Origin of the sequence: Gordonia sp. NB41Y (assembly GCF_030718915.1) — a bacterium.
Lineage (GTDB): Bacteria > Actinomycetota > Actinomycetes > Mycobacteriales > Mycobacteriaceae > Gordonia > Gordonia desulfuricans.
Map to the genome: position 1 here is coordinate 3,179,761 of NZ_CP132196.1, position 13,729 is coordinate 3,193,489.

A 13,729-nucleotide genomic window follows, 5' to 3' on the forward strand; every position below is an offset into this window, starting at 1 on the left:
AAGTGCGGAGAGGACCCAATGGAACACGTGGATGTCGTCATCGTCGGCGCCGGTGCGTCAGGCGGTGTCGCAGCAGCCGCGCTGGCGTCTCGAGGATTCGGTGTGGTGTGTCTGGAGCAGGGCCACTGGCCCGATCGTGCCGACTATCCGGGGCAACGCATCACCTACGAACTCGAGGCGCGAAAGCAATGGTCGGCGAGCCCGAATGTGCGTGGCCGCGTGGAGGATTACCCGATCGATGACTCAGAGTCCGCGATCGCGCCGTTGATGTTCGCCGGCGTGGGTGGCAGCACGGTGCTCTACGCCGGCGACTGGCCTCGTCTGGTGCCGTCGGACTTTCGTGTGAGGAGTCTTGACGGCGTGGCCGATGACTGGCCGATCAGCTATGCCGACCTGCTTCCCTTCTACGAACGCACCGACATCGCCTTCGGGGCGTCCGGTGTCGGCGGGGACCCTGCATACCCCGGGGGTGCCGAACCACCGCTGCCGCCGCTGCCGATAGGCGAGATCGGGCACAAGATGGCGCGGGCTCATGACGAGCTCGGTTGGCACTGGTGGCCGGCGACACAGGCCGTGCTGTCCGCACCTTACAAGGGGCGGACCCCCTGCGTTCAGTTCGGCGCCTGCATGCAGGGTTGCCCAGAAGGGGCGAAAGCATCCACCGATCTCACCCACTGGCCGGACGCGGTCGCCCGCGGCGCGCGTCTGCTGACAGGTGCCAGGGTCTCCCGCATCCTGACCAATTCGTCGGGGCTTGCGACCGGGGTGGAATACGTCGATCCCGATGGTCGATGGCACTCCATCGGGGCCGACGCCGTGATCCTGGCCGCCAATGCCATCGGCACCGCGCGAATTCTGCTCAACTCGAGTTCGGCGCAGCATCCCGACGGACTGGCCAACTCGAGCGGGCTCGTCGGGAAGCGGTTGATGGTTCATCCCTTTGCCAACGTCACCGGGTATTTCGCCGACGATCTCGAATCATGGCAAGGCCACGTCGGAGCCAAGATCACCAGCTATCAGTTCTACGAGACCTCGAGTGATCGGGACTTCGTCCGGGGGGCCAAGTGGAGTCTGGCACCCACTGGGGGTCCGCTCAACGCCGCCATGCCCACACGTGCCGGCGAGAACAATTGGGGCCCAGGACATCATCAGCATGTCCGTCGCCATCTGGGACGGTCCATCAGTTGGGGGATCTTCGGTGAGGACCTGCCCGACGAGGCCAACCGCGTCACCATCGATGCCCGGCTCTGCGATTCGTCGGGTATCCCCGCTCCGAAGCTGACGTATGCGGTGAGTGAGAATTCGCGGCGCCTACTCGATTTCCACATCGCACGAGCGAGCGAGTCCCTGCGAGCGGCCGGCGCCACGGATATCGCCACGGAGTCACTGATGCGCTACTCGGGATGGCACCTACTCGGAACTGCGCGTATGGGAACCGATCCGGCGACCTCGGTGGTCGACCAGTACGGCCGTTGCCATGACGTGCCGAATCTCCACATCATCGATGGCAGCGTGTTCGTCACCTCCGGCGGTGTCAACCCCACCAGCACCATCGTCGCGCTCGCATTGCGTTCGGTGGAACACATGATCAGCCGGCGGATGGATGAGAAGGTGCCGGCATGAGTGGGTTCCTGACGCAGTCGGTCCCGGCAGCACCGTCGACGACGGCACCCACCGACCCGAGCGGAACAGACCTGCTCCGGTCTGCGGGGCTACGAGTCTGGCTGACCTCGATCGCCGACCATCTGATTCCCGCCGGAGATGGTATGCCGGCGGCCTCCGAGGTCGCGGTGACCGCCGATCAGTTGGGTCGGGTGCTGGCCGTTCGTCCCGATCTGGCGGCCCACCTCCGGCGGGCATTCGGGGCGACCGTGACCATGGCCGCCGCTGACGCCATCGATCTCCTGACGGGGTCGGACCCCGATGCCCTCGACGCCATCACGCTCACGGTCGCCGGAGGATACTACATGCATCCCGACGTGCGGCGCCGGCTCGGTTACACCGGACAACAGCCACGCACGATCACCATCGCCGAAGGTATCGACGAAGACATGTTGATGCGGGTCGTCGAGCGCGGTCCGATATACCGCGGTGCGTGACCGTCGAACACCGGACCGCAATGACACCGAACCGTAGTGACACCGAACATGGAAACCATAATGACACAAGGACACTCGTGACCACTTCAACTCTCACCACGGTCGACCCCACGACCCTCGAGCCGATCGGTGACTATCCCACGCACACCCCTGCACAGATCGACGAGATTGTGGAGCAGGCCGCAGATGCCGCTGCGACATGGAGGCACGAGCCGTTCGCCGCTCGGACCGCGGTCCTGCATCGTATCGCCGACCTCATCGAGGAGCGCAGCGCCGAACTGGGCGCACTGATCACCGCCGAGATGGGCAAGCCGCTCGCCGAGGCGGCCGCGGAGGTGGCGAAGTGCGCATGGAACTGCCGCCATGTGGCCGACCACGGCCCGACCGCACTTGCCGCGACGCCCCTTTCCGGTCCCGACGATGCCGCTGTGCGAATCGAATACGAACCGCTCGGAGTGATTCTGGCGATCATGCCGTGGAACTTTCCGCTCTGGCAGCTCTTCCGATTCGCCGCGCCCGCGATCATGGCCGGGAACACCGTCATCCTCAAGCACTCCCCGAATGTCACCGGCTGCGCACTTGCGATCGAATCCCTCTTCGCCGAAGGTCGCGGTGACATCCGGCTCCTGAGCACCATTCTGGTCGAGGAGTCGGTCGTGGGCGCCGTATCCGATCGCGTCATCGCCGACGCCCGCGTGGCTGCGGTGACGGTGACCGGCTCGACCAGAGCCGGGGCCGCGGTAGCGAGTTCGGCCGGGAGGGCGCTGAAGAAGTCGGTGCTCGAACTCGGTGGATCGGACCCCTTCATCGTCCTCGACGACGCTGATCTCGGCACCGCGGCAAACCACGCCGTGCGGTCGCGATTCATGTGCGCAGGCCAGACGTGCATCGCGGCCAAGCGAATCATCCTCGCCGAGAGCGTTATCGCCGACTTCACCCACGAGCTCGTCAGCCGAGTGGATCGGATCACCGTGGGAGATCCGACCGATCCGGCGACCGATATGGGCCCGCTGGCCCGCCCGGATCTCGTCGACCAGATTCAGCGTCAGGTCGACACGTCGGTGGCGATGGGTGCGACGGTGCTCGCCGGTGGACACCGGCTCGATCGGACGGGCAACTTCTATGCACCTACCGTCCTCGCAGACGTGACCCCTGATATGCCGGTGTACAACGAGGAGACCTTCGGTCCTGTCGCAGTGCTGGTCTCGGTGTCCGATGATGATTCGGCGGTCGAGACGGCGAATGACACCGAGTACGGCCTCGCGGCCAGTGTCTGGAGCCGTGACATCGACAGAGCGGTCGGTGTCGGTCGCCGAATCGATTGCGGTGCCTTCTATGTGAACTCATTTGTGGCATCAGACCCGCGCGTCCCGTTCGGTGGCGTCAAACGCAGCGGCTTCGGTCGAGAGCTCGGCGACCTCGGGATGCGGGAGTTCACCAATGCCCGCACGGTGTGGGTCTCCGGGACAACCGCGTGACACGCGTACTCATTGCCCCTGACAAGTTCAAAGGGTCGCTGACCGCAGAGCAGGTGGCCCGCGCGCTTCGATCCGGTATCGCGTATCAGGCCCCCGACTGGACCACATCGATCTGCCCGATCGCTGACGGCGGAGACGGCACCGTCGCTGCGCTCGTCGCCCATGGCTGGCAGCAGGTCCGCGCCACCGCCCGAGATGCCCTGGGACATCCCCGGGTGGTGGGCTATGCGCGACTGGACGACACCGTCGTGATCGAGCAGGCCGCTACGGTCGGCTTGGGTCAACTCCCGGTGGCCGGCCGAGACCCCATGGGCGCGTCGTCATTTGGCATGGGTGAGTTGATCGCACACGCTTTGTCGCAGGCTCGGGTGTCCACAGTGGTCCTGGCTCTGGGGGGAAGTGCTTCCACCGACGGCGGAGCGGGCCTCCTGCAAGCCCTCGGAGCCAGAGTGTTGGATCGCCATGGCTGCGAGGTGGCGCAGGGCGGTGCCGCCCTCGCGACGCTTCATCGCATCGATCTCGAACCCCTGGACCAATTGATCGGTGACACAAGATTTCTCGTTGCACGTGACGTCGACAACCCTCTGCTCGGTCCGGATGGCGCCGTGCGGGTGTTCGCTCATCAGAAGGGCGCCGACCTGGGGCAACAGCAGGTGCTGGAGGCGGGCCTGCAGCATTGGAGCCGTGTTCTCGGAGAGCGCAGACCGAGTGCCCCAGAGGCGGTGAACGCCCCCGGCGCCGGCGCCGGCGGGGGAGTGGGATACGCGGCGATCGCCGCACTCGGAGCCGAGACATGTCGAGGTGTCGATTGGCTTCTCGACATCATCGCCTTCGACGATCACGTCGAGCAGGCAGATCTCATCGTGACCGGAGAAGGCAATCTCGATACCCAGACGCTCTTCGGGAAGGCGCCGACCGGGGTCACGAAGGCGGCTGCCGCACGGGGCGTTCCGGTTGTCGCCGTCGCCGGTCGTTGCATGCTGACCGAGCAGCAGACGCGCGCTGCGGGATTCGATCGCGTGTACGCCCTGACCGACATCGAGCCGGATCTCGACCGCTGCATGACCCACGGAGCTGCGCTGCTGCAGGAGGTGGCGGCCACGATTGTGGAGGACACGAGGATGCGGGTCCAGGCAGACGTGCGGTGAGAGCACGGGACCGGATTCTCCGTGGATGCGGTGTTCTTTCTTGCCGAAGATCGGTCGGCCCACTCGTTCCCCATACGAATCCCTGAGGGGCAACGGTCCTACACCCCGGTGCCGATACCGAGGCTCTGCATGCGGTTGTACAGCGTCGATCGACTCACTCCCAGTTCGCGTGCGGCCTTGGTTTGATTGCCGCCGGTGTGGCGCAACGCCCGCAGGATGGTCTCTCGCTCTGCCTCTTCGCGCGGGGGGAGGGGGCGATGGTTGTGCCGATATCGGGACGGGAGGTCGTCCGGGGTCACATCGCCGGTTGTCCGCTGATCGGCGGCCGCCTCGACCACACGACGGAGCTCGGCCAGATTGCCGGTCCACATCTGGCCGGTGAGGCATCGAAGTGCTGCCGGACTGAACCGACGAGACGTTCCATGCGGTGTCTCGCCGAGCATCGTCGCCGCGATCCGGGGGATCTCGTCGCGCCGCGATCGCAGCGGCGGGATGTCTTCCAGGTGTCCGAGGACAGGTGTGTACACGCCGTACACACAGTCCCAGTCCGGTCCGGGGACGGCGGTCAGGACGACCCGGAGCCGCGTGCGTCGGAGGTGCTCGGCGAGGCGGACTACCTCGCTCTCACCGAGGAGATGCACATTCTCGATCAGCAGTCCGGCCGAAGAGAGCGCGGCCCGATCGAATGCGGCGTCGACTCGGCGGGCGAAATCTGATCTGCGCCCGGCATCGATGCCGTCCACGACGATGTGATCACCATGGCCGAGTAGCGCCCGCGCACGACTGGTACGCCCGGAACCGTGTTCACCCACGAGGGCGACGGGCCAGGCCGCATCGGTACGGCAACTGCCCTCCACCGGCGGTCTCGTCGGTGACGCGAGGTGACAGACAGGCGATCAGACCGGCTCCGTCGACGGCGGTCCAGCCCACGTCGACGGCCAGTCCCGACTCCAGCGTGAGCTCGTCGGTGGCGGAGAACCCCCGGAGGATGTCGTCGGCCATGGCTCGGACGGCCGCGTGATCCTTGCTGCCGAGCAGATCCAGCGCTTCGGGGGTCGCGATCACGGAGTTGTCGCCGAGGGCTATTCGTGCGTGACTGTGCCGGAACTGCGTCGAAGAGAACGCGGCGGCCAGCAACTGCTCTTTGCGCGGGCTGCGTTCGAGAATCACGGATGTGATGTCGTCCACCGCCCGCCGTGCGATGGCACTGAAGAGTGGATTGTCGGATTCTCTGCGGAAGCAGATGTTCACGACGCCGATCGTTCGTCTGGTGATCGGGTGGTACACGGGCCGGCCGTGACAGCTGAACTCCTTGAAGTCGTCGTGGAAGTGTTCTTCGCCCAGAACCGACACACACCGGCGTATCTCGATCGGGGTGCCGATCGCATTGGTGCCCGCATTGTCCTCGCCGAAGCGGGCGCCGGGTACCGCACCGAGCGAGGCCATCCACGCCGCAACCGACGAGTCGTCGGCGCCGATGTCGACGACACGAGCGAAGCTGTCGGCGAGCAGTACACCCGCACCGACATCGCGCAGGTCTCGGGCGACGGTCCGCACCACGTCGTCGGCTGCCGAGGCCAGCGATCCGGCGGGGACGCCGGCCTCCCAATCGAGTGACGGCGGCGCGCTGGGATCGACTCCGCTCAACCGGGATCGGAACCATGACGAGGCGATCTCGGGACGCAAGGAGGTCTGGCCACCCCCCAACGGCAGGTCGGGATCGGTGTCGCGCATCACACATCCGACGGTATCAGGTGGAAATGGCCTGGTGGGGTGGCCCGCGTGCGACCCCGGAAGGCCCGACCTGTCCAAGAATCTGGACAACTCTCAGGGCGTCCACGCTCGGAGCGTCTGTGGTGAGCGTCACCAATGAGACGCCATGCACCGACCGATCGATTCGTGAGGACAGCGGGAGAGCGGATACCGCCGGACCGCGTCGTCCCACCATCCACCGAAAGGGCTCTGATGACCACGACAGCAACCCCCACGCCGGACCTGCAGGCGATCACCGCCACGGATCTGGAAGATCTGGTCCGACGCCAGCGCGCGGCATTCCGTGCCGAGGGCATCGCGAGTGCCGAGACCCGGATCGGTCGCATCGATCGTCTCCTGCTGGCTGTGGTGAAGCACAGCGCCGACCTCGCCGCGAGCCTCGACAGCGAGTACGGAAGCCGTCCCCCCGCCTTGACGAAAGCCCTCGATGTGCTGCCCTCGGTGGGTGCTGCGGCGGAGCTCCGCGAGGGGATCGAAGAGTGGATGAAGCCGGAGGTCGTTGCCGGCGGCTACGTGCAGAAGCGGCCGTTGGGTGTGGTCGGTGTGGTCGGCGCATGGAACTTCCCGTTGGAGCTGACGATTCATCCGGCAATCGATGCGCTCGCCGCGGGCAACCGCGTGATCATCAAGTTCCCGGACTTCCATCCGCGTACCGGCGCGATCCTGGCCGCGGCGGTGGCCGAATACCTGCCGCCGGAAGAGGTCGCGGTGGTGGTCGGGGATCTCGAGACCGCACAACGTTTCTCGGAGCTCGACCTGGATCACCTGATCTTCACCGGATCACCCGCGGTCGGGCGCAAGGTCGCCGAGGCGGCCGCACGAAACCTCGTCCCGACGACGCTGGAGCTCGGTGGCAAGAACCCGGTGGTGATCTCCCCTTCGGCTGACCTGGATCTGGCCGCGCATCGTGTGGCCGGTACCCGTCTGCTCAACGCGGGGCAGGTGTGTCTCTGTCCGGACTACGTCTTCGTGACGAGCGCACTCAAGGGTGCCTTCCTGGAGAAGCTCGCGGCGGAGATCCGGGCGGTGTCGCCGCGGCCGGCGTCCGCGGCCGGCGTGGTGTCGATCGTCAATGAACGCAATCACTCTCGGGTTCTCCGTTTGGTGGAGGATGCGCTGAGCAAGGGCGCCGAGCGCGTCGATCTCACCGATCCCGGAACGGACGTGGGTTCGTCCACCACGAGTCGACGTATCGACCCCACGATCCTCCGGCGGGTCCCGGCCGATGCGCTGATCGCCGACGAGGAGATCTTCGGTCCGGTCCTTCCCGTCTACACCTACGACGACCTCGACGAGGTGATCGACTACATCGGTGCCCGGCCGGCGCCGCTCGGGGCGTACTGGTTCGGCAGCGACGATGACGAACTGCGAAAGTTCCTCGAGTTCACGACCAGCGGTGGCGTGACGGTCAACGATGCCATCGCCCACGGTTTCCTTCCGGGCACACCGTTCGGCGGGGTTGGGCAACTCCGGGACCGGCGCCTACCACGGGAAGGTCGGTTTCGATCACCTCTCCCATCACCGGACCGTCGCGGTCGCGACGACCGATGCCGGGCTGTCCGATGGTCTGGTCGGCCCGATACTCGCATCGGACGGGTTCGTGGCGGCGGTCGACGGACAGATCGATGCGGCGCTGCAGGATCTACAGACACGTGTCGCGGGTGAGTGAGACCGTCGCCGAGCGGAGCGAATGTCTGGGTGCTGATCACCGGCGACGGGCCGGCGTGATCTGACTCCGCGTCGGGAAACAGGTCCGATAGCACTTGCATGCATCGATGCATGCAAGTGCTATCGTCGTCCCATGTCCATGCGCACTCCCGACGACCAACCTGCGGTTTCGGCGTCTGATCGCGCCTTCCACCACGTGAAGGCAGCGATCATCCGCGGCGACTTCGCGTCCGGGACGATGATCAGCGAAGGGCTCGTGGTCGCCGATCTGGGGATCAGCCGGACGCCGGTCCACGAGGCGTTTTTGCGGCTGACCGCGGAGGGGCTGCTCGACCTGCTCTCGCGCAAGGGCGCGATCGTCCGGCCGATCGCCCCCAGCGAGGCCGAGGACGTCCTCGAGATGCGCGAGGCCATCGAATCGGCGGCAGCGCAGCGGGCGATCCGGCTCGGCGACATCGACACGCTCATGCCGAGGCTCCATCGGCTGCTCGACCTGCAGGTCGTCGCCACCGAGAACGCCGACGTCGTCGCCTATCTCGACGCCGACGACGAGTTCCACTCGGCGGTCGTCGAGGCGTCCGGGAACCGCATCGCCGTCGACTTCATGGGGCGACTGCACGACCGGCAGCAGCGCCTACGCCACCAGTTGGTCCGGGTGCGACCCGAACAACTGGTGGAGGGCCTGGCCCAACACCGGCAGCTGGCCGACGCGCTGGCCGCCGGTGACGGCGAGCGGTATGCGGCGGTCCTGCATGATCACGTCGCCTCGCATCGCGGGGCACTGTGATGGTGGTGTCGGCCGCCGCAACCGGAGTCACCTCACGCCTGCGCCCCTGGATGGCGGTGTGGGCCGGGATCTTCGCCTGCACCTGGGGCGGAAACCAATTCAGTCCACTGTTGCTCATGTACGAAGAGCGCGTGCACTATTCGTCGATCGTGGTCAACGGTCTCCTCGGGATCTACGTGCTCGGACTGATCCCGGCGTTGCTGATCGCCGGCGCGATGTCGGACCGGCGTGGCCGCAAGCGGCTGATGCTCGGCGGTGTGCTGGCGACGATCACCGGAAGCGTGCTGCTGGCCCTGGGTCCGTTCGGGCTCGGCTTCCTGGCCGCGGGCCGATTGTTCTCCGGGATCGGAGTCGGTGTGGCGATGGCCGTCGGGACCAGCTGGATGACCGAACTGTCCATGCGCCCCTACGATGCGGGTGCCCGCCCCGGTACGGGTGCGCGGCGGTCGGCGGTGGTCTTCGGCACCGGATCGGCGTGCGGCGCACTGGTTGCAGGTCTCCTCGCACAGTGGGGACCGCTGCCGGAGACGCTGCCCTTCCTGGTGCACATCGCGCTGAGCGTCCCGGCGCTGGCCGCCGTCCTCACCGCACCCGAGACCCATCGCGCACCGGCCGACACCGCAGAATCGGTGTCACGACGCGGATTCCGTGCGCCCGGCATGACCCACAAGCGTTTCCTTCTCGTCGTGATGATCGCCAGCCCATGGCTTTTCGGTGGCGCGGCGATCGGATACGGATACCTCCCGACCCGGCTCGAGGATGCGACGGGCGCCTACGGTCTGGTCTTCGCCACCAGTGCCTCGGTGATCGCGCTCGCGACATCCTCACTCGTGCAGCCGTTCGCGCGCTGGATCCACTCGGAGAACTCGGCTCGCGGACTGATCGTCGCGGTGCTCGCACTGACCGCCGGGATCGCCCTGGCCACGGTCAGCATCGACCTCCAGTCGATCATCCTGGCCGTGGTCTCGAACGTCGCGATCGGCGCCGGCATCGGGATCGGGCAGGTCTCAGGGCTTCTCGAGGTGCAGCGGATCGCCGGACCATCCGAACTCGCGGTGCTGACCGGCGCCTTCTACTCGCTGGCCTACGTCGGCTTCTTCCTGCCGTTGATCATCGCCGGACTGGCCGTACACGTCGGACTGTTCGTCGTGCTGTGGTCGGTGGTGGCACTCGCCGCGCTGACCGTTCTGGGACTGGCGTTCTCGTCCACGAAGCACCTGCCGCCGGTGCGCGGCCCCGTCGAGGTGGAGGTTCCCGACGAGGAGCCGGCGCAGCGGTGAGTGCGGTCGGTTCGGTGAATCGGACTCTGCGGAGCCCGATCCGGCGAGAGCAGCGCGCACTCAGCTCGACGTGTCGTCCGCGAGGGCGAGGGCCTGCGCCGGGCAGGCGTCGAGGACGTCACGGACGAGGTCACGCTGATCGTCCGGGATGTCCGGGGTGAGTACCTCGACGAGTCCGTCGTCGAGCAGGTCCGGTGCGTAGGCGACGCACATCCCGTGTCCGACGCAGCGACCCGGAATCGGTGTGATCTGCATGGTCATGCCGCTCCTCCGGTGGCGCGGGCGCGTCGAGGGTCCCGTCCGCTGCGTTTGATCTCCTTTGCCGCCCAGGGCAGATAGGCGAGGCCGATCGGAAGGCGGTCGAAGATCGGGCCGAGTGCCCTGATCACCCGAGCTGCCCGAAGGAATCTGCGTTCCCGGCTCGCCGACCACTCGATGCCCACAGCTGTTTTGACCTGTGCAGGAGGGGTTCCCGCGAGTACGGTCCGAGTGAACGCATTGATCGGGGTGGCGATCGGCCACCACAGCCATGCGGGGATCGGCCCTGGGCGGGGAACGCCTTTCCGGATGTAGCCTGCGCCGTAGCGGACCACCCGATTGGGTGCCATCCGGTCGAGCATGTCATCCCAGTACTCGACGAACTCGTCGTAGGTCTCCGGTTGGTTGCGCGCACTGACCCCCCGTAGAGCCGATACCACGCCTTGCCCTCCTCGAAGATCTGCTGCTTCTCCGCATACGACAACGGCCGGATGAAGGTGTCGGCACCGTAGATCACCTGATCGATGAATGTCGCATGCGCCCAGTAGAACAGCTCGGGATTGAGCGCGTGATAGCGCGACCCGTCGGGCATCTGCCCCTTGATCGGACGATGGAAGTCCCGCACCTTCTGCCCCCACGTGTGGGGATCGCTCGAGTACACCGTGTGCAGGACGGGGATGGCCGTCCGTCGGGCACGGCCGATGAAGTCCCCGAAGATGACGGAGTGGTCGTCGACGGCCTGGGCCAGTTGGGCGATGGAGTTCTCGGTGGAGGCGAGCCGCTGAAAACCCAGGAGCTGCACGCGCAGATCGCCGTAGTACCGCCAGATCAGCGAGTCCGGTCCCAGTGGCGGTGTGGCTCGGTGCGAGTCGTCCCCGACCGTCAGTGCGCGTGCCTCCCCGGTGAAGTCGTCGAAGGCCGACGATGCGCGCGGGCAGGTCATGTGTGCTCCTCGGTCCGCGTGCGCCGGCGCAGGACGATCGGCAGACCATCGGCCGGATACGGTCCGGTCAGATATCCCATGCGGGGTGAATATCCCTGGGGCACCGACCATTCGAAGTCGAGGAGCATGCGGTACAGGATGGATTTGGCTTCCATCCCGCCGAAGTACATCCCGATGCACTTGTGCACTCCGCCGCCGAACGGGGTGAACTGATGACGATGGGCCTTGTCCTCGCGGTTGTCCTCGGCAAAGCGGTTGGGGTCGAAGGTGTCCGGGTCACGCCACCACGGTTCCATCCGATGGCCGGACGACACCGCCGCGCCGACCAGGGTGCCCTTGGGGATGAAGTGCCGAGCAGTTCGGTGTCCTCGGTGGTCTTGCGGGCCAGTGCGCCGACCGGTGAGCACAGGCGCAGGCTCTCCTTGAACACCAGGTCCAGGGACGGCAGCTTGTCGATGTCGTCGTAGGTCAGGTGGTTGCGGCCGAGTGCCTCGCTCTCCTGACGGACCCGATCCTGCCATTCGCGATGTGCGGCAAGGTTGTAGATCATCATCGACACCGTGGTGGTGGTGTCGTGGGCGGCCATCATCAGGAAGATCATGTGGTTGATGATGTCGTCGTCGCCGAACTCGGCGCCGTCGTCGGCCTGGGCGTTGCACAGGACGCTGAACAGATCGGTGCCGGGGTTCGCGCGGGCTTGGGGGAGCTTCGCGCGGAAGAAGTCCTCCAAGGTCTTTCGTCCGCGGAGCCCCGCACGCCATTTTCCGCCGGGGACGTCGTGGCGCACCACCGACAGGGTCGCCTGCACCGCCGCGGTGAAGGCATCTCGCAGCTCCTGCGACTGCGCGTCGAGATCCTCGCCCATGAACACCTGTGAGGCGATCTGCAGGGTCAGGCGTTTGACGGCGGGATAGGTCATGAACTCGGTGTCCGGCGCCCACGACGTCAGCGTGTGATCGATGGTGGTGGTCATGGTCTCGAGGTAGCCGATGAGCCGGGGCCGGGTGAACGCCTGTTGCAGGGTGCGACGGTGGTAGAGATGCTCGTCGGAGTCCAGCAGCAGGATTCCGCGCCGGAAGAAGGGTTCGAGGAACTGCTCCCAGCCGGAGCCGGCGAACGTCTTGCTGCGATTGGACAGCACCTGCCCCACCGCGTCGGGGCCCACGGCCATCACCACGTCCCGGCCGGCCAGGCGGGTCCAGAACACCGGTCCGTACAACTCGTACTGGCGGCGATGCAGGGCCAGCAGATCCTCGAAGGCCTCGAAGGTGTGGCCGGCGATCGGCAGCCCCGGATCGCCCAGGACCGGCTGCAGCGTGGAATCGGCAGGCGGGGCAGCGAGTTCGCGTGCGGGCCGGTGCACGGTACGGGTCGCCCGGGCGAGCAGCGTGGTCATCGTACGGGTCATGGTGTCGCTCATGCGTCGCTCACCTGCTTGCCGAGTCGGGTCAGGTATTCGGCACGACGGGGATCGGCATTGGCCTCGGTACTCAGTTCTGCACCGCCGGCCTGGCGACGGAGTCCCTGTAAGACGCTGTTGGGCAGCAGATGTGATGTGCGTTCGGCAGCACCGAGCCAGCCCGGGATCACGATCTCGGCTCTGCGGTGGAGTGTGGATTCGACGATGGCGGCAGCGATGTCCTCCGGTTCGACGGTCACCGCGGCCGGCATCGACAGTCCGGCACCGAGATCGGTGTTGACCAGGCTGGGGAGGATCGTGGTGACACTCACGCCGTGGTCGGCGACCTCGTCGCGGACCGAGGCGCTCAGTCCGACCACCGCGTGCTTGGTCGCCGAGTAGACGGACCCGCCGGGAGTGGGCATCTTGCCGGCCAGCGACGCGACGTTGACGACGTGGCCGCGTCGTCGTTCGATCATGCCCGGCAGCACTTCTCGCATCCCGTTGATGGGTCCCCACAGATTCACGTTGATCTGGGTGGCGGTGACGGAGTCGGCCTCGTCGAGGAAGTTGCCCAGCGGCATCACACCGGCGTTGTTGACCAGGATCGAGATCGGTCCGTGTGCCGATTCGATCGCGGCACGGAAACCGGCGAACGATTCGCGGGATCCGACGTCGAGTGCCAGTGCCTGGCAACCGAGTTCCTCGGCGGTCGCCGTCGCCGCCTCGAGGTCACGGTCACCGAGGACGACGGTCGCGCCGGTGGCCACGAATCGTGCTGCGGTGGCACGGCCGATGCCGCGTGCGCCGCCGGTGACCGCGACCACGGCCCGATCGATGTCGATGCGTGGGTATTTCACGAAGAATGACATGGGGGTTCTTTCGTCGAAGAGGGT

12 protein-coding genes and 2 pseudogenes are annotated in these 13,729 nt (G+C 66.5%); 7 read left to right on the forward strand and 7 right to left on the reverse strand.

Annotation, left to right across the window (positions count from 1 at the left end; translation table 11 throughout):
* Positions 1-18 precede the first annotated feature (18 nt).
* From Q9K23_RS13725 to Q9K23_RS13740, 4 genes are all read left to right on the forward strand, one after another.
* Positions 19-1,623 (forward strand): GMC family oxidoreductase, encoded by a 1,605-nt coding sequence (locus Q9K23_RS13725; RefSeq protein ID WP_053776595.1) that lies wholly within the window; start codon positions 19-21, stop codon positions 1,621-1,623.
* Complete coding sequence (locus tag Q9K23_RS13730) at positions 1,620-2,099, forward strand: hypothetical protein (protein ID WP_020790739.1); 480 nt, start codon at positions 1,620-1,622, stop codon at positions 2,097-2,099. The genes Q9K23_RS13725 and Q9K23_RS13730 overlap by 4 nt, the downstream gene beginning before the upstream one ends.
* A gap of 77 nt (positions 2,100-2,176) precedes the next feature.
* Positions 2,177-3,577, forward strand: a complete 1,401-nt coding sequence (locus Q9K23_RS13735; RefSeq protein WP_053776594.1) for an NAD-dependent succinate-semialdehyde dehydrogenase — start codon at positions 2,177-2,179, stop codon at positions 3,575-3,577.
* Positions 3,574-4,725 (forward strand): glycerate kinase, encoded by a 1,152-nt coding sequence (locus Q9K23_RS13740; RefSeq protein ID WP_053776612.1) that lies wholly within the window; start codon positions 3,574-3,576, stop codon positions 4,723-4,725. Before Q9K23_RS13735 ends, Q9K23_RS13740 begins: the two co-directional genes overlap by 4 nt.
* A 98-nt stretch (positions 4,726-4,823) precedes the next feature.
* On the opposite strand, the gene Q9K23_RS13745 is transcribed toward Q9K23_RS13740, so the two are convergent.
* Positions 4,824-5,537 carry a helix-turn-helix domain-containing protein gene (locus Q9K23_RS13745; RefSeq protein ID WP_020790891.1) on the reverse strand — a complete coding sequence of 238 codons (714 nt, stop codon included), beginning with the start codon at positions 5,535-5,537 and terminating at the stop codon, positions 4,824-4,826.
* Positions 5,530-6,459, reverse strand: a complete 930-nt coding sequence (locus Q9K23_RS13750) for a hypothetical protein (protein WP_053776593.1) — start codon at positions 6,457-6,459, stop codon at positions 5,530-5,532. Before Q9K23_RS13750 ends, Q9K23_RS13745 begins: the two co-directional genes overlap by 8 nt.
* 231 nt (positions 6,460-6,690) lie before the next feature.
* Between Q9K23_RS13750 and Q9K23_RS13755 the strand changes: the two genes are divergently transcribed.
* The 3 genes from Q9K23_RS13755 to Q9K23_RS13765 all read left to right on the forward strand — a co-directional run bounded on the left by Q9K23_RS13755 (position 6,691) and on the right by Q9K23_RS13765 (position 10,233).
* Positions 6,691-8,163 carry an aldehyde dehydrogenase family protein gene (locus Q9K23_RS13755; protein WP_020790893.1) on the forward strand — a complete coding sequence of 491 codons (1,473 nt, stop codon included), beginning with the start codon at positions 6,691-6,693 and terminating at the stop codon, positions 8,161-8,163.
* Positions 8,164-8,299: 136 nt separating this feature from the next.
* On the forward strand, positions 8,300-8,953 hold the full coding sequence (locus tag Q9K23_RS13760; RefSeq protein ID WP_053776592.1) for a GntR family transcriptional regulator: 654 nt from the start codon (positions 8,300-8,302) through the stop codon (positions 8,951-8,953).
* Positions 8,953-10,233, forward strand: a complete 1,281-nt coding sequence (locus Q9K23_RS13765; RefSeq protein ID WP_053776591.1) for an MFS transporter — start codon at positions 8,953-8,955, stop codon at positions 10,231-10,233. The genes Q9K23_RS13760 and Q9K23_RS13765 overlap by 1 nt, the downstream gene beginning before the upstream one ends.
* Before the next feature lie 60 nt (positions 10,234-10,293).
* Here the strand turns inward: Q9K23_RS13765 and Q9K23_RS13770 are convergent, their stop codons facing one another.
* From Q9K23_RS13770 to Q9K23_RS13790, 5 genes and pseudogenes are all read right to left on the reverse strand, one after another.
* Positions 10,294-10,494, reverse strand: coding sequence for a ferredoxin (locus Q9K23_RS13770; RefSeq protein ID WP_020790892.1), 201 nt, complete (start codon positions 10,492-10,494; stop codon positions 10,294-10,296).
* A pseudogene (locus Q9K23_RS13775) lies at positions 10,491-11,434 on the reverse strand (oxygenase MpaB family protein). Before Q9K23_RS13775 ends, Q9K23_RS13770 begins: the two are co-directional and overlap by 4 nt.
* The gene (locus Q9K23_RS25195) at positions 11,431-11,955 is read right to left on the reverse strand and encodes a cytochrome P450 (RefSeq protein WP_348533963.1); all 525 of its coding nucleotides are present in this window, start codon (positions 11,953-11,955) and stop codon (positions 11,431-11,433) included. The pseudogene Q9K23_RS13775 and the gene Q9K23_RS25195 overlap by 4 nt, the downstream one beginning before the upstream one ends.
* Positions 11,841-12,854, reverse strand: a pseudogene (locus tag Q9K23_RS13785) (cytochrome P450); the annotation flags it as partial. The pseudogene Q9K23_RS13785 and the gene Q9K23_RS25195, both read right to left, overlap by 115 nt.
* Positions 12,851-13,705, reverse strand: a complete 855-nt coding sequence (locus Q9K23_RS13790) for an SDR family oxidoreductase (RefSeq protein ID WP_020790886.1) — start codon at positions 13,703-13,705, stop codon at positions 12,851-12,853. The gene Q9K23_RS13790 and the pseudogene Q9K23_RS13785, both read right to left, overlap by 4 nt.
* Positions 13,706-13,729 lie beyond the last annotated feature (24 nt).